14 protein-coding genes and 1 pseudogene are annotated in these 16,269 nt (G+C 66.6%); 6 read left to right on the plus strand and 9 right to left on the minus strand.

The window, feature by feature from the left end:
- The first annotated feature begins 25 nt into the window (after nucleotides 1-25).
- Together gorA and VAR608DRAFT_RS13490 are read left to right on the plus strand one after the other, a co-directional pair.
- On the plus strand, nucleotides 26-1,381 hold the full coding sequence (gene gorA / locus VAR608DRAFT_RS13485; protein WP_088954520.1) for a glutathione-disulfide reductase: 1,356 nt from the start codon (nucleotides 26-28) through the stop codon (nucleotides 1,379-1,381).
- Nucleotides 1,382-1,410: 29 nt separating this feature from the next.
- Nucleotides 1,411-2,928: an AMP nucleosidase gene (locus tag VAR608DRAFT_RS13490; protein WP_088954521.1), complete on the plus strand. Its 1,518-nt coding sequence runs from the start codon at nucleotides 1,411-1,413 to the stop codon at nucleotides 2,926-2,928.
- 10 nt (nucleotides 2,929-2,938) lie between these two features.
- Here VAR608DRAFT_RS13490 and VAR608DRAFT_RS13495 read toward each other — a convergent pair whose 3' ends face one another.
- The gene (locus VAR608DRAFT_RS13495; protein WP_231973490.1) at nucleotides 2,939-3,625 is read right to left on the minus strand and encodes an ArsR/SmtB family transcription factor; all 687 of its coding nucleotides are present in this window, start codon (nucleotides 3,623-3,625) and stop codon (nucleotides 2,939-2,941) included.
- A gap of 51 nt (nucleotides 3,626-3,676) precedes the next feature.
- Here VAR608DRAFT_RS13495 and VAR608DRAFT_RS13500 point away from each other — a divergent pair, with 51 nt between their 5' ends.
- Nucleotides 3,677-4,828, plus strand: coding sequence for a cytochrome P450 (locus VAR608DRAFT_RS13500; protein WP_088958776.1), 1,152 nt, complete (start codon nucleotides 3,677-3,679; stop codon nucleotides 4,826-4,828).
- On the opposite strand, the gene VAR608DRAFT_RS13505 is transcribed toward VAR608DRAFT_RS13500, so the two are convergent.
- Nucleotides 4,800-5,783, minus strand: coding sequence for a pyridoxamine 5'-phosphate oxidase family protein (locus VAR608DRAFT_RS13505; RefSeq protein WP_088954522.1), 984 nt, complete (start codon nucleotides 5,781-5,783; stop codon nucleotides 4,800-4,802). The two genes, VAR608DRAFT_RS13500 and VAR608DRAFT_RS13505, sit on opposite strands and share 29 nt — an antisense overlap.
- Complete coding sequence (locus VAR608DRAFT_RS13510; protein WP_088954523.1) at nucleotides 5,780-6,424, minus strand: glutathione S-transferase family protein; 645 nt, start codon at nucleotides 6,422-6,424, stop codon at nucleotides 5,780-5,782. Before VAR608DRAFT_RS13510 ends, VAR608DRAFT_RS13505 begins: the two co-directional genes overlap by 4 nt.
- A gap of 662 nt (nucleotides 6,425-7,086) precedes the next feature.
- Between VAR608DRAFT_RS13510 and VAR608DRAFT_RS13515 the strand changes: the two genes are divergently transcribed.
- On the plus strand, nucleotides 7,087-8,349 hold the full coding sequence (locus VAR608DRAFT_RS13515; protein WP_157730913.1) for an AAA family ATPase: 1,263 nt from the start codon (nucleotides 7,087-7,089) through the stop codon (nucleotides 8,347-8,349).
- 65 nt (nucleotides 8,350-8,414) lie between these two features.
- On the opposite strand, the gene VAR608DRAFT_RS13520 is transcribed toward VAR608DRAFT_RS13515, so the two are convergent.
- The 4 genes and pseudogenes from VAR608DRAFT_RS13520 to VAR608DRAFT_RS13540 form a co-directional block, all read right to left on the minus strand.
- Nucleotides 8,415-8,804: an energy transducer TonB gene (locus VAR608DRAFT_RS13520; protein ID WP_157730915.1), complete on the minus strand. Its 390-nt coding sequence runs from the start codon at nucleotides 8,802-8,804 to the stop codon at nucleotides 8,415-8,417.
- 1,459 nt (nucleotides 8,805-10,263) lie between these two features.
- Nucleotides 10,264-10,443: pseudogene (locus VAR608DRAFT_RS13525) on the minus strand (SulP family inorganic anion transporter); the annotation flags it as partial.
- Nucleotides 10,444-11,028: 585 nt separating this feature from the next.
- Nucleotides 11,029-11,661 (minus strand): GNAT family N-acetyltransferase, encoded by a 633-nt coding sequence (locus tag VAR608DRAFT_RS13535; RefSeq protein WP_157730917.1) that lies wholly within the window; start codon nucleotides 11,659-11,661, stop codon nucleotides 11,029-11,031.
- Nucleotides 11,662-11,689: 28 nt separating this feature from the next.
- Nucleotides 11,690-12,397, minus strand: a complete 708-nt coding sequence (locus tag VAR608DRAFT_RS13540) for a gamma-glutamylcyclotransferase (RefSeq protein ID WP_231973492.1) — start codon at nucleotides 12,395-12,397, stop codon at nucleotides 11,690-11,692.
- A gap of 138 nt (nucleotides 12,398-12,535) precedes the next feature.
- On the opposite strand from VAR608DRAFT_RS13540, the gene VAR608DRAFT_RS13545 reads away from it, so the two are divergent.
- Nucleotides 12,536-13,459: a LysR family transcriptional regulator gene (locus VAR608DRAFT_RS13545; protein ID WP_088954530.1), complete on the plus strand. Its 924-nt coding sequence runs from the start codon at nucleotides 12,536-12,538 to the stop codon at nucleotides 13,457-13,459.
- Here the strand turns inward: VAR608DRAFT_RS13545 and VAR608DRAFT_RS13550 are convergent.
- Both VAR608DRAFT_RS13550 and VAR608DRAFT_RS13555 read right to left on the minus strand, forming a co-directional pair.
- Nucleotides 13,456-13,908 carry a MaoC family dehydratase gene (locus VAR608DRAFT_RS13550; protein ID WP_088954531.1) on the minus strand — a complete coding sequence of 151 codons (453 nt, stop codon included), beginning with the start codon at nucleotides 13,906-13,908 and terminating at the stop codon, nucleotides 13,456-13,458. The genes VAR608DRAFT_RS13545 and VAR608DRAFT_RS13550 overlap by 4 nt on opposite strands.
- A 214-nt stretch (nucleotides 13,909-14,122) precedes the next feature.
- The gene (locus VAR608DRAFT_RS13555) at nucleotides 14,123-14,674 is read right to left on the minus strand and encodes a thioredoxin family protein (RefSeq protein WP_088958777.1); all 552 of its coding nucleotides are present in this window, start codon (nucleotides 14,672-14,674) and stop codon (nucleotides 14,123-14,125) included.
- Between the two features lie 299 nt (nucleotides 14,675-14,973).
- On the opposite strand from VAR608DRAFT_RS13555, the gene VAR608DRAFT_RS13560 reads away from it, so the two are divergent.
- Complete coding sequence (locus VAR608DRAFT_RS13560) at nucleotides 14,974-16,260, plus strand: HlyD family secretion protein (RefSeq protein ID WP_088954532.1); 1,287 nt, start codon at nucleotides 14,974-14,976, stop codon at nucleotides 16,258-16,260.
- Nucleotides 16,261-16,269 lie beyond the last annotated feature (9 nt).

Consider the following 16,269-nt stretch of genomic DNA (forward strand, 5'->3'; position numbering starts at 1 on the left):
GTCTCGGCTACCCAAGGAGTTCCCGATGCGCACCTTCGACTTCGACCTTTTCGTGATCGGCGGCGGCAGCGGCGGTGTGCGCGCGGCGCGCATGGCCGCCCAGCGCGGCGCCCGCGTGGCAGTCGCCGAATGCGCCGAGCTCGGCGGCACCTGCGTCAACGTCGGCTGCATTCCCAAGAAGCTCTACAGCTACGCGGCCGGCTATGCCGAATCCTTCGAGGAAGCGCCGGGCTACGGCTGGCATGTCGGCGAGACACGCTTCGACTGGGCGCGCCTCAAGGCCAACCGCGTGCAGGAGATCCATCGGCTCAACGGCGTCTACCGCAGCCTGCTCGAGGGCGCGGGCGTGACGCTGGTCCAGGCCTGGGCGCAGCTCGCGGATGCGCACACCGTGCAGGCCGGCGAAAAGCGATTCACCGCGAAGCACGTGCTGATCGCCACCGGCGGCATGCCCTTCGTGCCCGACCTGCCGGGGCGCGAGCATGTGCTGGTGTCCGACGCGATGTTCGACCTCGACCCCTTTCCCAAGCGGCTCCTGGTCGTGGGCGGCGGCTACATCGCGTGCGAGTTCGCCTCGATCTTCAACGGCCTGGGCGCCGAGGTCACGCAGGTGCAGCGCGGCGCGCACCTGCTCAACGGCTTCGACGAGGACGTGCGCGATTTCCTCGGCCGGGAGATGGAGCGCTCCGGCATCGACATCCGCTACAACAGCGAGGTGACGATGGTCAGCCGGCTCGAGAGCGGCCTGTGCGCCCTGCTCTCGCGCGGCCAGCGCGTGGAAGCCGACGCCATCCTCTTCGCGACCGGCCGGGTGCCCAACACGCAGGGCCTCGGCCTCGAAGCCGCGGGCGTGGCGCTCGACGCGCGCGGCGGCGTGCTCGTCGACGCGCGCTACCGAAGCTCGGTGCCTTCGATCTTCGCGGTCGGCGATGTGTCGACCCGGCAGCAGCTCACGCCGGTGGCGCTGGCCGAGGCGATGGTGGTGGTGGACACCCTCTTCGGCCAGGGCGAGCGGCAGCTCGACTACGAGTTCACGCCGACCGCCGTGTTCACGCACCCCAACGTCGGCACCTGCGGCTACACCGAGGCCGGCGCGCGCATGAAGTTCGGCGATGTCACGATCTTCTCCAGCGAGTTCCGCGCGCTGCGCCACACGCTTTCGGGCCGCAAGGAGCGCACCTTCATGAAGCTGGTCGTCGACACCGCCAGCGACCGCGTGGTGGGCCTGCACATGGTCGGCCCCGAGGCCGGCGAGGTGGTGCAGGGCTTCGCGGTCGCGATGCGGGCCGGCGCCACCAAGGCGATGTTCGACAGCACGATCGGCATCCATCCGACCGTCGCCGAAGAATTCGTCACCATGCGCGAACCGATGCCCGGCTGACTGTCATCGGCTCGCTGCACAATGCAGCGATGCCGTACATGCCCGCCTTCATCGCGCCCTCCCGCTTCACCGACCCGGACGCCGCCCTCGAACAGGTCCGCCTCATCTATGCCGGGGGCCTGCAGCATCTGCGCGACGCGATGCAGCGCTTCGTCGCCGGCGAGACCCTGCCGGGGCGTGTGCGGGCCTGCTACCCCTTCGTGCGCGTGCACACGCACACCGCCACGCGGCAGACCCCGGCGGCCAATGCGGGGCTGAGCTACGGCTTCGTCTCGGGGCCGGGCCGCTTCGAGACGACGCTCACGCGGCCGGACCTGTTCCGGCGCTACTACCGCGAGCAGTTCAGGCTGCTGCTCGAAAACCACCGGGTCGAACTCGAGATCGGCACCAGCACGCAGCCGATCCCGATCCACTTCTCCTTTGCCGAGAACGACCACATCGAAGGCACGATGAGCGCCGAGCGCCGAGCCCTGATGCGCGACGTGTTCGACCTGCCGGACCTGGGCGCGATGGACGACGGCATCGCCAACGGCACCTTCGAAGCCCGGCCCGGCGAGGCGCAGCCGCTGTCTCTCTTCACAGCCGCGCGGGTCGACTACTCGCTGCACCGCCTGCGCCACTACAGCGGCACGGCGCCGGACTGGTTCCAGAATTTCGTGCTCTTCACCAACTACCAGTTCTACATCGACGAATTCGTGCGCCTCGGCCACGAGGCGATGGCCGACGCGAACAGCGAATACATCGCCTTCATCGAGCCCGGCAACGTGATCACGCGCCGCCGGGGCCTCTCGGCCGGCGCGAGCGAGCTCTACGGCAGCCTGCTGGACGGCACGCAGGGCACGCCGCCCGCGCGCCTGCCGCAGATGCCCGGCTACCACCTCGTGCGCGAGGACTGCACCGGCATCTCGATGGTCAACATCGGCGTCGGCCCGGCCAACGCCAAGACCATCACCGACCACGTCGCGGTGCTGCGCCCGCACGCCTGGATGATGCTCGGCCACTGCGCCGGACTGCGGCAGGGGCAGCAGCTCGGCGACTACGTGCTGGCGCATGCCTACGTGCGCGAGGATCACGTGCTGGACGAAGAGCTGCCGCTGTGGGTGCCGATCCCGGCGCTGTCGGAAATCCAGCTCGCGCTCGAGAAGGCGGTGGCCGATGTCACCGGCATGCAGGGCACCGAGCTCAAGAAGATCATGCGCACGGGCACCGTCGCGAGCACCGACAACCGCAACTGGGAGCTGCTGCCCGGCAACCAGCCGCAGCGCCGCTTCAGCCAGAGCCGCGCGGTGGCGCTCGACATGGAAAGCGCCACCATCGCCGCCAACGGCTTCCGCTTCCGCGTGCCCTACGGCACCCTGCTGTGCGTGAGCGACAAGCCGCTGCACGGCGAGATCAAGCTGCCGGGCATGGCCAACCAGTTCTACCGCGAGCGCGTCGAGCAGCATCTGCGCATCGGCATGGCGGCGATCGACATCCTGCGCCAGGAAGGGTCGAGCCGGCTGCACAGCCGCAAGCTGCGCAGCTTCGCGGAGGTCGCGTTCCAGTAGCGTCGCGCGCCTAGGCGCCGAAGAGTTCGGGGAGTTCCCGCTGCGCCTTGGCGGTGACCGCGAGGGCGCGGTCGTCGAGGTCCTGGCGGACCCAGTCGCGGCGCAGCGCGAGTTGCAGCCATGCCGCGCCCAGCGCGCCGCCCAGATGCGGGCGCCTTTCGCTCCAGTCCAGGCAGGCGCAGGCGAAACGGCGGCGGGAGCTGCGCAGGGCGTCGACGTCGATGCCCAGGGTTTCGAGCGCGATGGCGCCTTCGGAGGTCAGCCTGTAGTCGCCGTCGTCGGACGTGCCTTGCAGCCAGCCTTGCGCATGCAGGCGATCGTGCAGCGCGACGCCGGCGGCGCCGGCCATGTGGTCGTAGCAGGTACGCGCACTGCGCAGGCGGCTCGGCGTGGTGGGTCGGAACTCGCCGCGCGGCGTGCCCGCGACGACGAGCAGGCTTTCGAGCGCGGTCGCCACCTGACCGCTCGCGAGGCGGAAGTAGCGGTGCTTGCCCTGGGCGACGGACTCGACGAGGCGCTGCTCCTTGAGGCGCGACAGGTGCGCGCTGGCCGTCGATGCCGCGACCTCGGCGACCGTGGCGAGTTCCGTGGCCGTGCGCGCGTGGCCATCCATCAGGCAGCACAGCATGCGGGCGCGCGCGGGCTCGGCAATGGCGCCGGCCAGGCGGGCAAGATCGACGTCGGCATTTGCATCCACATTTCGATCGTAAGCGAAGTGTGTCTGCAAGAGAAAGTCCACACTCCCGCCATGACACACACTGCGCCACCCGGCGACGCCATCGCGGCCGTCACGCATCCGAATCCCTACCCGTGGTACGCCGCGCTGCGAAGCGGTCCGGCCGTGGTCCGCGACGAACGGCTGCGGCTCTGGATCGCGAGCCGGGCCGACGTGGTGCGCGACCTGCTGACGAACGACGCGCTGCGGGTGCGCCCTGTCGCCGAGCCAGTACCTGCCGCGATCGCAGGAACGCCTGCGGGCGAAGTGTTCGGGCAGCTGGTGCGGATGAACGAGGGCGACACGCATGCGACGCACAAGCCCGTGCTGCAGCGCGCGCTGGCCGGACTGGACCTCGCATCGGCGCACGAGGCCGCAATGCACATCGCGGCGCGGATGTCGCACGCACCGTTGTCCGGCTTGTGCCTTGCGTATCCGGTGCGTGCGGTGGCCCACCTGCTGGGCTTCGCCGACGAGGAGCTTGCGCACCTGTCCGACTGGATGCGCGAGTTCGTCGCATGCCTTTCGCCGCTTTCGACGCCCGCGCAACTCGATGCCGCAAGCAGCGCCGCCGCCGCGTTGATGGAGCGCTTCGAGCGCCTTGCGGATGCCCGCCCCGCGCCGCGCGGCAGCCTGCTCGCGGCCGTACAGGCCGAGGCCTCGGAGCCACGCTCGCGCACCCTGCGCGCGAATCTCGTCGGCCTGTTGTCGCAGACCTGCGAAGCGACCGCCGGCCTTCTGGGCAACAGCCTCGCGGCACTGGCGCGCGAGCCGGACCTTCGGCGCAGGCTCGCTTCCCGCTGGGAACTGTTGCCGGCACTCGTCGAGGAAGTCGCGCGCCACGATCCCTCGGTGCAGAACACGCGCCGCTTCGTCGCCCGGTCCACCTTCGTCGACGGCACCCTGCTCGCGCCGGGCGACGCGGTCCTGCTCGTGCTCGCCGCGGCGAACCGCGATCCGGCGCTCAACCCCGCGCCCGCGACCTTCGAGCTGATGCGGACCCATCGGCAAACGCTCGGCTTCGGCTACGGCCCGCATGCCTGCCCCGGCCAGGCGCTCGCATTCACGATCGCGGCGGCGGGGCTCCGGGCACTGCTGTCAGCCGGCCTCCGCACCGAAGCGCTGCTGGCGCGCGGATGGGACTACCAGCCGTCCGTCAATGCGCGGATCCCGCGCTTTCATTGAGCCGAGCAACCTCGGCCCAGTCGCCCGTGCCAGCGAGGAACGGCGACAGCTCCGTGCGGCCCCAGCGCAGCGCAAGCGCGGCGGAGCGATGCAGCGCCGAGACGACCTGCATGCGGAGCAGCCGCTCGGCCCCTTCGAATGCGGCCAGCTCTTCCCCTTCCCACACCACTTCGGCACTCACCGCGACCTGCAGAAGATCACCGGTCTCGAAGTCGATGAACAGCAGGCCGGCATGCGGGTTCAGCGCAATATTGCCGAGCGTGTTGAAGAAGGTATTGCCGTTGAAATCCGGCGCGATCAGCGTGCCGCCCGAGGACACCCGCACGAAGCCCGGCCGGCCGCCGCGATGCGAGACGTCGATGCCATGCGACGCATCGCCATCCCCCACCGACGGATGTGCGGTCGCGATGAAGAAGGTGTCGGCGTTCTCGATGATGCGCCGGGCCGCTGCATCCACACGGTCCATGCGGCGCGCTTCGAACGCGGAACGGCCCTCGTCCACGAACACCGGCTCGCGCGCCTGGATGTACCGCGGGCAGTTGCCGAAGCTCTGCCGCACTTCGACCGTGAAGCCCTGCGCATCGATCTCCGACACGATGCCGTTCATGCGGTTGCGCCGCCGCGTCTGCGGCTCGATGCCCAGCAGCCCGATCGGCGTACCAGCCGCCAACGCACCGGAAAGCGGATCGTCCGCGGCCGCCAACGCATCGATGCGCAGGTGGTGCGCGTCGGGCGAATGCGCGAATCCGGGCGGCGCCGCGAGCACGCTCGCCCACGGCTGGCCTGCTGGGTCGAGGCTGCCCGCGATCATGAAGGGCAGTTGCGCGAAGAAGCTCCGGTGCTGGTCCGGCATGAAGTCGCGCAGGATGCGCGGGCCGAACGCCGCGAGCTTGTCGGCGGCGCCCACGCGCGCCTGCATCGAGCGCTCGCCTTCATGCCAGGGATCGGTGTTCATGCGGCCAACCCGACGCGCGATGCGACCATCGGCACGAAGCCCGGCAGCGCTTCGATGCGTGCCAGCCACGCACGCACGTGCGGATAGTTCGCGAGCGACACATTGCCTTCCGGCGCGCGGGCCACGTAGCTGTAGTTCGCGACGTCGGCCAGCGTCGGCGACGCGCCGGCCAGGAAGGGGCGCGCGGCGAGTTCGTCGTTCATCACGCGCAGCAGCTCGTGCGATCGCGCAATGATCTCGGCCGGATCCTTGGGCAGGCCGAAAAGCACGATGACGCGCGCCGTTGCCGGGCCGCCCGCGAGTTGCCCGGCCGCGACCGACAGCCAGCGCTGCACCTGCGCGGCCCCGAACGGGTCGCGCGGATACCAGCGCCCCGGATCGTCCGCATAGCGCTCGTTGAGGTAGACCATGATCGCGTTCGAATCGGCCACGGTTACGTCGCCGTCCTCGATCACCGGCACCTGTCCGAAGGCGTTGCGGCGCAGGAATTCGGGCGTGCGATGCGCGCCGGCGCGCATGTCGACCTCGACGGCCTCGAACGGCAAGCCGAGCAGCGAAAGAAAGAGGCGCACACGATGCGAGTGGCCGGAAAGAGATGCGCTGTACACCTTGATCGGCTGGGCGGGACGCTTGGCATTCATGTGAGTTCTCCTGACGGGCTGTGATGGAGGTCATTCTGGTTTGCTGCCTGCCGGGAAACAATGGTGCAGATTGCACTTGACTGCTTCGGTTTCCGGTTTAATCGCGCCATGGACCGACTCAAAGCCATGCAGACAGTCGCGCCTAACAGATTGTCAAAATACTCAACAGAGTGTCAAAAACTTCGCCCGACTTGAAAAGTTAAGAATACAGAGTTTCAACACCGAACGCACTCCTCCCAACGGGCGGTGCTTCACGAGCCCTCTCTTTGCGTGCCGCGCACCAACTTCTTCGAACAACGCACGTGAGGTCGTGTGCGGATCAGAAGTTCTTCTCGATCATTCGCGGGCACCCGAATTTGCAATGCCTCCACGTGACGAAGAAGTCCGTACGGTCGTCACGCCCTGTGCTCTCAGCTAGCCTCCGGGCTTTGACTCCGCAAGCTTCCCTCGATAGTATTCGGCGAATACACGGAATGAACGTCATGCCGCACCTCTTCATGATGCCCTCCATGAACGCGATGAATCGCGTGTGTGGAAGCGTGCGTCCGCGGATGCAGAGCAATCGATCGCGAGTCTCGAAAGTCGAGACCTTCCTCGCCTCCTCTGCTCATCGTTCAAATCCAGGAGCCTGAAACGCCCGGGCTCCGTCCCAGGAGCCCATCGTGTTCTCGATACAAGACGATGTCCCGGCAGGCTTCCGTCTCTCTGGAATAGCCCGCCCTCATCCTCACAGGCCCTTCGAGCTGCTGCTACCGCTGGCCCTTGCCGATGAGCTGCGCGAGAAGGAGCAAGAGCGCGCACGGATTGCTCAGGCGGCCCGCGAAGCGGAGGAGGATCTGCGGCGCGAGGAATTTCGGACGCGGTCGAGCCCTCCAGCAGCGGCGCCTGCCGCCCCTGTGCCAAACCCCATCGCATTCGTGACGGCCTTCGAGCGCGGTGTGCTACGGCGAAGGCGCGACCGCCAGCACCCTGTCCTTCGCGGCGAAGAACTGCTGAGGGTGATCGGGCGCATCGCCACCCTTCGTGACAAGGACTACCAGAAGCGCGAACTCGAGCTCACCAAGAAGCTCGAGCTCGCTGGTGCACTGCGCGGAGTTGCCAATCCCGCGTTCCGACCGCAAAAATGGGCGAAAGCTCTTGAATATCTGCGAGAGGCCCATCCGCACTTCGCCGAGGTCACGGACTTCGTGGCTCGCCGTGTGACGCTTTCGACTCACGGACGTCAGCCTCTGAGGATCCCGCCGATCCACCTGTGGGGAGATCCTGGACTCGGGAAGACTCACTACGCCAACGATCTGGCCCGGGCGCTTGGAGCGCCAATCCGTCGGCACTCCTTTGAGAACGCCCAGACCACCTCCATGCTCCTCGGCACCGAACGACATTGGAGTACCGCCAGCCAAGGGATGATCTTTCAAGAGATCTGCCTGGGGAGGGTAGCCAATCCGGTGTTCCTGCTCGATGAGCTCGACAAGGCTCCCAGGGGATCCCAATACGATCCCTTGGCTGCGCTCCATTCATTGCTTGAGCCGGTCACAGCATGCAGAGCACGCGATGCGTCGCTCGATATTGAGTTCGATGCGAGTCTGGCGACTTACATCGCGACATCCAACGATCCAAGCAGGGTGCCCGAGTCGCTTCGCTCTCGATTTCGCGAGTTTCATATCCAGCCCCCGACCGGGGCGGACGCATTGTTGGCTGCGCGAGTAGTTGCGACAGCTGCCACGCAACAACTTGGCATTGGCGGGTTCGCTGCGACTTGCCCTGCAATCTGCAAAAAACTTGCTCATCTCACAGCGCGAGAGATTTATCAGGCCGTGCAGGACGCGGCCGCTCGGGCCGTTGATGCCGGCCGATTTCACCTGCTCCTCGCCGACCTGCCGCTCGACGCTCTTGATCCGGATGAGCGTGGGACAACGCTCCATTGAAGTATTGCTGATCTCCGAATGGGGTCGAGAGGTCGCGACGTTGATCGGGATTTCGGCCCCGCGAATCAGCGCTCCTGAACCATCTCGAAGCGAACGGTGACCTGGTAGGTGGTCTCCCTGCCTGCGAGACTCGGCGGCACAGCGGGATAGATGGCGTTCTCCACGGCCGCCAATGCGGCACGATCCGTCAGCCCCATGCCGCTGGACCGGATGATGCGCGGGTTGCGCGCCACGCCGTCACGAAACACGAACTCCACCCGCGCATGGCCCTGGAATCCGGCATCGCGCGCTGCGGACGGGTAGACCAGGGCGGCCTGGATGGCCGCACGCAGCCGGGCCACCAGGTCGGCCTCGGCCTGGCGATCGTCGGAGGGCGGCCCTGCGGTCGAGGCAGGGGTCGAGGCAGGTGTCGGCGGTGCTGTCGTGGGTGGCGCGGCTTGCGCGGATGGCGCCACCCCGCCTCGGGATTCGGCGTCGCCGGCGCCGGGGAAACAGGCGGCGGCTTTGGCGCAGGTGATGCGCTGACCCGAGGCACCGGTCGGGCCGGCGGTCGAACCGCGGCCCTGGGCGGGTCGGGTGGGTGTTGCAATGGCGCAGGCGGCTGCGGGGTCCGTGGCGCGGGCGTCTGCGGCTCGGGCGCCCCGACCGGATCGACCAGTGCCAGTCGCAGGCCCTCAGGGGACGCGGCGTGGGACCAGCTCGCAGGCTTGACCCACGTCGTGATGCCGCCCAGCAGAACCAACTCCATGAGCAGTGCGAGCGTGATGACGACGGCCGGTGGCAACTCGCCGCGAACCGGGCCCGGCCGCTCGGCTTCGTCGCGCATCACCGGAGATCCTGGGTGGCTATTCCGATCTGCATGATGCCGCTCTGGCGACAGGCATCCATCACGCGGATGAGTTCCTGCAAGGGCGTTGGTTCACTAAAGTTGTGGGAATTTTCGACTAACCCTGATCGGGGTTGCGGAAACTTTGCCAAAACGCGTCGCGCCAAACCAACAGGCGAAGTCATCGGTCGCGAGAACGAGTCTTGAGCAGAAGAGTGGATCGCTCGACGAGCGCTATTGAAATTTCGTTGCGCTCTTAGGGCTATGGCCTCCGAGCACTGGTAGGGCGATGGCCGAGGCGGGACCACGCAGAATCGCATCATCATGATGACCCAGCCGCGAAATCTCTCCGACGAGGATCTTCTCGACCGCGCGCATCAGCTTCGGCTCCTGGCACTTCGCGGCCACGCGGAAGCTCGCGGACCTGCTCACGAGCACGAACGCAAAATCCGGCGCCGGTTTGGCAGTGCAACCACGCTGAGCGCACCGTTAGAGGCGCCTGCGCGCAGGCGTCGCTTTTGACGGTTCTGGTAGCGGCTAAGGGCCAGAGAGACACGGCGAGCGATCGTTTCGGGGCGTCCCTCGCGTCTGCTGTCCGGCCGGTGTGTGCCCCTTTGCGGACATCGCGCCCAGCGGCGCCGCGAGTGCCCCGGGAAAGCGGACGGTCGTGCATCCCGCAGTGTCTGGGTCGGATGTTGAAGCATTGCTCGCCTCGGCTCAGCGGCTCACAATTCTCTGGCGAGCTTCGGAGCCGCTTTCTGCCCCACGAGAGCCTCGAGATGCAAGACACAGCCAACGAGTTTCGCCACCTGTCGAAAGCAAATGCCAGACTGGAGGGCGCGATGCGCGCGGTACACGCTCAGGAACGCGTTGTTCAAGGTCTGCTCGCGCGCAATCAAGACGTCAACGCGTCTTCGTCCGACCTCTCACCGCCTTGTCATCAGCGACGCAGACGATACCCGTCGCCGGGTCTACCAGAGGCCGCTGGCTATGCTTCCAGTTGCTTGGCCTTTCTGAGCGTCGAGCGATAGACCGATAGTCGACTATAAGATACCAGGGTCGAACTTCGAGATCAGCGCCCGGCTCTGTTCATTCATGCCGACGACCCACGGAACTGCGACGGAGCCAGCCGCAGCGGACACCATTGCGGGGCGTCCTCCGGAGAAGGCAATGACAATGCTGATGACAAAGGACGCGAAAAGGCCTACGGCAGGGTCGACGCCGGCGACAAACGAGAACGCAATCACCTCAGGAATAAGGGCGAACGCATCCCCTTCTCTCCGATCAGATCAAATTGATCGTGACGTCGATGTTGCCCCGAGTGGCCTTCGAGCAGGGGCGGTGCGGTGCGCCTCTTGCACCCATAAGGACGGAAACCGTCAATGCGCTCTTGCGGCAGGACAACAATGACACGCTACGTCGCGTCACCTACATCGCGCACGGACTTCCAGTTGTCCCACGCGGTTTCGCGGCCGGGATCCCGATGCGGATCTCCGAGGTCGCCGAATGAAGTGTCTGCATCGGAACCACGTTTGGTAGAGGCGGTATCTGCGAGCGCGGTGTCTCGATGCTCGGCGAGTCGGTATTCGTGCTTCATGCGGGTGATACGTTGTTGATTCAGGAAAGGACCGATGGCGAAGCCATGCGTACGCTTGGGACTGCGAACTCCCGCCCTACCATCGCCCTGGCGAAGAGGTAGTTGCAACGCCCCCGCTCCGAGAGTTCATCCAGGTTGACGTGGCCTGCCGAGTCGCAAGCGAATGCGAATCCTCGGCCCGAGTTGAAGAGTGACAAGAACCTCAACTCGAACCGGCCGATCTGGGTGGCTTGGGAAGTCATGACGCCTCCCCGTATCAGGACGTCAGGTCGAGCCTGAGCGTCGTGACAAGTCCGGACAGGCGCAGTCTCGCGAAGCCCAGCCGCCCGGCGAGCGTCAGCATCCCGGTATTGGTCGCGAGCGTCTGGCCGCTCAGCCGGCGCAGGCCGCGCCTGCGCGCGGCGACGATGAGGCGCGACAACAGTTCGTGTCCCAGTCCCAGCCCCTGCCATGCATCGGCGAGCACGATGGCGAAGTCGGCCTCCAGCGGCGCCTCGATCACGTAGCGCGCGACGCCGACGAGTTCCTCGCGATCCTTCGGCCCAGCCACGGCGATCACCGCGAATTCGTTGGCCGGATCGATGGCGGACCAGCGATGGAGCTCTTCGTCGGTCGGCGTTCTCGGCGAGAGCAGCCGCTTGTACGCCGTCTCCCGCGAGAGGCCATGCACGAAGGCATGCAGCATCGAATAGTCATCGGCACGGATTTCGCGGAACCGGACCTTGGAGATGTCGATCCCTTTCCATGCCGCGTCGAGGAGGGCCTCGCCAGTTGCATCGATGAAGGCAGGGCTGCGAGCTGGCATGTCGACGGGTGCTGCTGAAATCATTGCGATCTCCCGGTTGAAGGTCGATGAGTCCAATGTAGGCAGAGCGGCCTCGCGGACCAAGACGGCCGCCGACAACGCGGTATTGATCTCAGAGAAACAATGCGTCCCCACTGGCCTGGTGCGCGTGAACCACGTCGTGCAGGCGCTCCATCGCCACGTCGCGGATGCCCAGTTCCCTGAGCTTCTGCACGGTGGCGTCGAAGTAGTTGCGGCAGCTGCCGAGCACGCCCCGCCCGCAGTTGATGAGGCGCGCGGTCTCCTGCGGCGACAGCGTGCCGACGTAACGCTCATGCCGTCGATCGACGACGAAGGCCAGGGCCTGCACCGGTACCGAATCGACCCATGCAGTCATCCAACGGGCGTCGTACGTGCCCCAGGTCATCTCGCGGCGCCACAGGAGCGCCACTTCCTCGCCGACCTTCGGGGCCGGGATGCGCAGCAGCATTCCGTTGCAAGAGCCTCCCCGGTCGAGCGCAAGCATCAGGCCCGGGCATTCTGGCGTGCCGCGGCCGACGAAGTTGCGAATGCAGAAGCTGCGATGCCAGCCGTGGATGCGCGCCCGGAACTGGGCGTCGTGTTCCAGCGCGGGGTTCCACATCAAGGAGCCGTAGGCGAAGACATGCAGCGGATCGCCGGCACGGTGACGGCGAAGGATTCGCTCCAGCGTGGCCTCGAAATCCGCATGCGAGCGCATCCGGAAGCCTGCCGGAGCGCTTGCGCGCGCGCTCGCAAGAAAGTCCGCATGCGACAGGCGTTCGCGCATTCCGGGCACACCCGGATCCGGTCCGATTGGCATGCGCCGAATCTACTGAATGGCGCGGCGAACGGACACTGCCGCCAAAGCAAAACGCCATTGCGAAACGCGCAAAGGGCGGCTTCGGCCGCGGGTGCACGGAGTTAAGATCGCGCTCCATTTTGTCGGAGGGCTGCAAGCATGGACCGCATCGCCGCAATGACAGCCTTCGTGCGTGTCGTGGAGGCCGGTACCTTCACCAAGGCGGCCGACACGCTCAATCTTCCGAACGCCACGGTCACGCGGCTGATTCAAAGCCTCGAGGAAGATCTCAAGATCCGCCTGCTCCACCGGACCACCCGCTCCGTCACCGTGACGCCGGAAGGCGCGGCCTACTACGAGCGCGTCGTCGCTCTCCTCGCGGACCTGGCGGACATCGAATCGACCGCCAAGCAGTCCGTGGCCTCGCCGTCCGGGCGCGTGCGGGTCGAAACCGCCGCGGGCCTCGCTGCGCTGGTGATCGTGCCGGCACTCGGCGAGTTCTACCGCAACAACCCGCAGGTGCAGATCGAACTCGGCGCGGCCAATCGCCAGGCCGATCTGGTGGCCGAAGGGGTCGACTGCGCCATCCGCGTGGGCGAGGTCACCGATCAGTTCCTCGTCGCACGCCGCGTGGGCGAGTTCCGGTTCACCACCTGCGCCACGCCGCAGTTCCTTGCCGAGCACGGCACGCCTTCGACCCCGCAGGACCTTTACGCGCTCCCGACCATCGGCCTGAGTTCATCGCGCGCGGGAAGGCCGTTGCCGTTCCGCTTCGTCAACGGTGACGAGAACCTCGAACTCTCGCTCGCCCACCGCCTCGTGGTGAACGACACCAACGCCTATCTCGCGGCGGGGACTTCGGGGCTCGGGATCATTCAGGCGCCGACCTATGGTGTCCATGCGGCGCTGGGCGACGGCAGCCTGGTCACGCTGTTCGACGAGTGGACCGTCGCCAGCATCCCGGTCAATGTGATCTATCCGCCCAACCGCTATCTGAGCGCGAAGGTGCGGGTGTTCATCGACTGGGTGGTCGCGCTCTTCGAGCGCCACGAATATCTCAGGCGCCCGCGGCCGGTGCGCTAGGAAACGCGGCGCGCCACCATCAACCTGGCCGTCGATACCTGCACGACATCGCCGCGCTGCGTGAGGGTCTTCGAGCGCAGGTGGAGCGTGCCCCGGTCGGGCCGCGAGCGCGATGGAATCAGCTCGAGGACTTCGCTCTCGACGTGCAGCACATCGCCCGGCCGCGTCGGCATCTTCCATTCGATGTCGCCGCCGGCGCCGATGATGCCGTTGGCCAGATGCGGTCCGCCGGTGACAAGCAGCCGCATCGTGATCGCGGCGGTGTGCCAGCCGCTCGCGGCCAGCCCGCCGAAGAAGGTGTCGCGTGCAGCCGATTCGTCGAGGTGAAAGGGCTGCGGATCGAACTCACCCGCGAAGCGCTTGATGTCCTCGGCGTTCACCTCGTGGCTGCCGGTCGTGAACGTGTCGCCGACCTTCAGATCGTCGAAGTAGAGAAGTTGCCGGGACATGACTTGCTCCTCGTTTGGGATGCGTGCAAATCTACGCGCGCTTGCTGTGGCCGGAAAGCGCCGCCGCTACAACAGTCTTTTGCGGGATCCTGAATGCTCCGTCTCCGGCTCGCCGGAGCGGCGGGCCGCGATGCACACGCAGTTGAGCGGATTCCGTATCTCGTGCGAGATCCCGCCCGCGAGGAAGAGGAGCGCGAAGCACAGCTTCCTCATGTCATGGCCCCGACGGCGCCGGCTCCGCGAGCAGTGCCTGGATCTTCTTCTCGGTCGTCGCGTAGCTGCCCTCTCCGAAGTGCGAATAGACGATCTTCCCGCTCTTGTCGATCAGGTAGACCGTGGGCCAGTACTGGTTGTCGAACGACCGCCAGGTCGCGTAGCTGTTGTCCTGGGCCACTGCGTGCTTGATCTGCAATCGCTGGACCGCGTCCTGCACGTTCCCGGTGGACTTCTCGAACGCGAACTCGGGCGTGTGAACGCCGACCACCACCAGGCCCTGGTCCTTGTACTTCTCGTTCCATTCCTTCACATACGGGAGGTGGTTGAGGCAGTTGATGCAGGTGTAGGTCCAGAAGTCGACCAGTACGACCTTGCCGCGCAGTTCCTCCAGCTTCAGCGGCTGCGAGTTGATCCAGGTGTCGATGTCCCTGAATTCCGGCGTTGATCGAGACTGTGACGCCGGGGCGCTTCCGGCGCCGGCCGCGGCGAAGCAGACGACCGCGGCGGCGGCCGCCACGCCGACGAGGAGCTGGTTGAGTCGCACGCGCATGCTGCTTGGGATCTTCACGATGGTTCCTTCGATGCAAGGGTGAGGATTGGGAGGGGCACGGCAGCATTGTTGGGCTCCGGGAGCCGATCCGAAGCGATTTGCGTATGCCTATGTATCTGCGAGAGATCGCGCACACACTACTTTTCAATCGGATCCGGCGCTTTGGCGATTGTTGAGGCTTCACCAACAACGTATTGCCCGTTCCCCGCTGTTTCATCTCCGCTTCGATTCCTACATTGCTGTAGGTGCAAGGGAGGCAATCGCTCCCGACATCGTCAATCGGCTCGCGGAGATCCACCATGACCACCCACAACGAAAGCACCGATTCACCGGCCGCAGCGAACCGCGCGAAGCGGCGCCACTGGCTGACAGGCGTCGCAGCCATCGTGACCTTCGGCGCGGTCGCCTACGGTGGCTATTTCGCCGTGGCGGGCAGCCGCTACGAATCGACGGACAACGCCTATGTGCAGGGCAACATCGTGCAGATCACGCCCCAGCTGAGCGGCACGGTGATCGCCATCGACGCCGACGACACGGATTTCGTCAAGGCCGGGCAGGACCTGGTGCTTCTCGATCCGGTCGACGCCCAGGTGGCGCTCGAACAGGCCGAGGCCCAGCTCGCGCAGACCGTGCGCGAGGTACGCACCCTCTATGCAAACAACGGCACCCTGGCGGCACAGGTCAAGCTGCACGAGGCGGATGTGGACAAGGCCCGCAGCGATGTCGCCAAAGCCGAGGACGACGCGCAGCGGCGCACCGCCCTGCTCCGCGACGGCGCGGTGAGCAAGGAAGAGTTCAACCACACCAACGCGCAGCTCGCATCGGTGCGCAGCAGCCTTGCCGCCGCGCAGGCGGCCCTGGTGGCCGCACGCCAGCAGCTTGCGTCCAATCAGGTGCTGACCGACGGCACCACGGCCGACACGCACCCGAGCGTGTTGCGCGCGGCCGCACGGGTGCGCGAGGCGTTCATCGCCCTACACCGCACCGCGCTGCCGGCGCCGGTCGACGGATACGTCGCCAAGCGCGGCGTGCAGGTCGGCCAGCGGGTTGCCGCCGGCACGCCGCTGATGGCGGTGGTGCCCCTGAACGGCGTCTGGGTGGATGCCAACTTCAAGGAAGGCCAGCTGAAGAAGCTGCGCATCGGGCAGACCGCGAACCTGCAGGCCGACGTCTACGGCAAGAAGGTCGAGTACCACGGCAAGGTGGCCGGACTGGGCGCGGGCACCGGCTCCGCCTTCTCGCTGCTGCCCGCGCAGAACGCCACGGGCAACTGGATCAAGATCGTCCAGCGCGTAGCAGTGCGCATCGAACTGCAGCCCGAGGAACTCGCCGCGCATCCGCTGCGGGTGGGCTTGTCGATGGACGTGACCGTGGATGTGCGCAACACCGCGGGCAAGACGCTCGCCGATGCGCCGCGCGATCACGCGGTCGCCAGCACGACCGTGTTCGATGGCCAGCTGCACAGCGCGGACGACCGCGTGCGCGACATCGTTGCCGGCAACGACACGTCGCACGCATCCGCGCCGGTCGACGTTCGCAGGGTCGCGGCGGTGCCGAAGTCGACGCCCGCGGCGTCCGCACTCTGATCCGCAAGG

Source organism: Variovorax sp. HW608 (assembly GCF_900090195.1).
In the GTDB taxonomy this organism is placed as follows: Bacteria; Pseudomonadota; Gammaproteobacteria; order Burkholderiales; family Burkholderiaceae_C; genus Variovorax.

Coding starts and splice junctions, on each gene's coding strand:
- gorA (WP_088954520.1), top strand. CDS start 26: ATGCGCACCTTCGACTTCGACCTTTTCGTGATCGGCGGCGGCAGCGGC.
- VAR608DRAFT_RS13490 (WP_088954521.1), top strand. CDS start 1,411: ATGCCGTACATGCCCGCCTTCATCGCGCCCTCCCGCTTCACCGACCCG.
- VAR608DRAFT_RS13500 (WP_088958776.1), top strand. CDS start 3,677: ATGACACACACTGCGCCACCCGGCGACGCCATCGCGGCCGTCACGCAT.
- VAR608DRAFT_RS13505 (WP_088954522.1), bottom strand. CDS start 5,783: ATGAACACCGATCCCTGGCATGAAGGCGAGCGCTCGATGCAGGCGCGC.
- VAR608DRAFT_RS13510 (WP_088954523.1), bottom strand. CDS start 6,424: ATGAATGCCAAGCGTCCCGCCCAGCCGATCAAGGTGTACAGCGCATCT.
- VAR608DRAFT_RS13540 (WP_231973492.1), bottom strand. CDS start 12,397: ATGCCAATCGGACCGGATCCGGGTGTGCCCGGAATGCGCGAACGCCTG.
- VAR608DRAFT_RS13545 (WP_088954530.1), top strand. CDS start 12,536: ATGGACCGCATCGCCGCAATGACAGCCTTCGTGCGTGTCGTGGAGGCC.
- VAR608DRAFT_RS13550 (WP_088954531.1), bottom strand. CDS start 13,908: ATGTCCCGGCAACTTCTCTACTTCGACGATCTGAAGGTCGGCGACACG.
- VAR608DRAFT_RS13555 (WP_088958777.1), bottom strand. CDS start 14,674: ATGCGCGTGCGACTCAACCAGCTCCTCGTCGGCGTGGCGGCCGCCGCC.
- VAR608DRAFT_RS13560 (WP_088954532.1), top strand. CDS start 14,974: ATGACCACCCACAACGAAAGCACCGATTCACCGGCCGCAGCGAACCGC.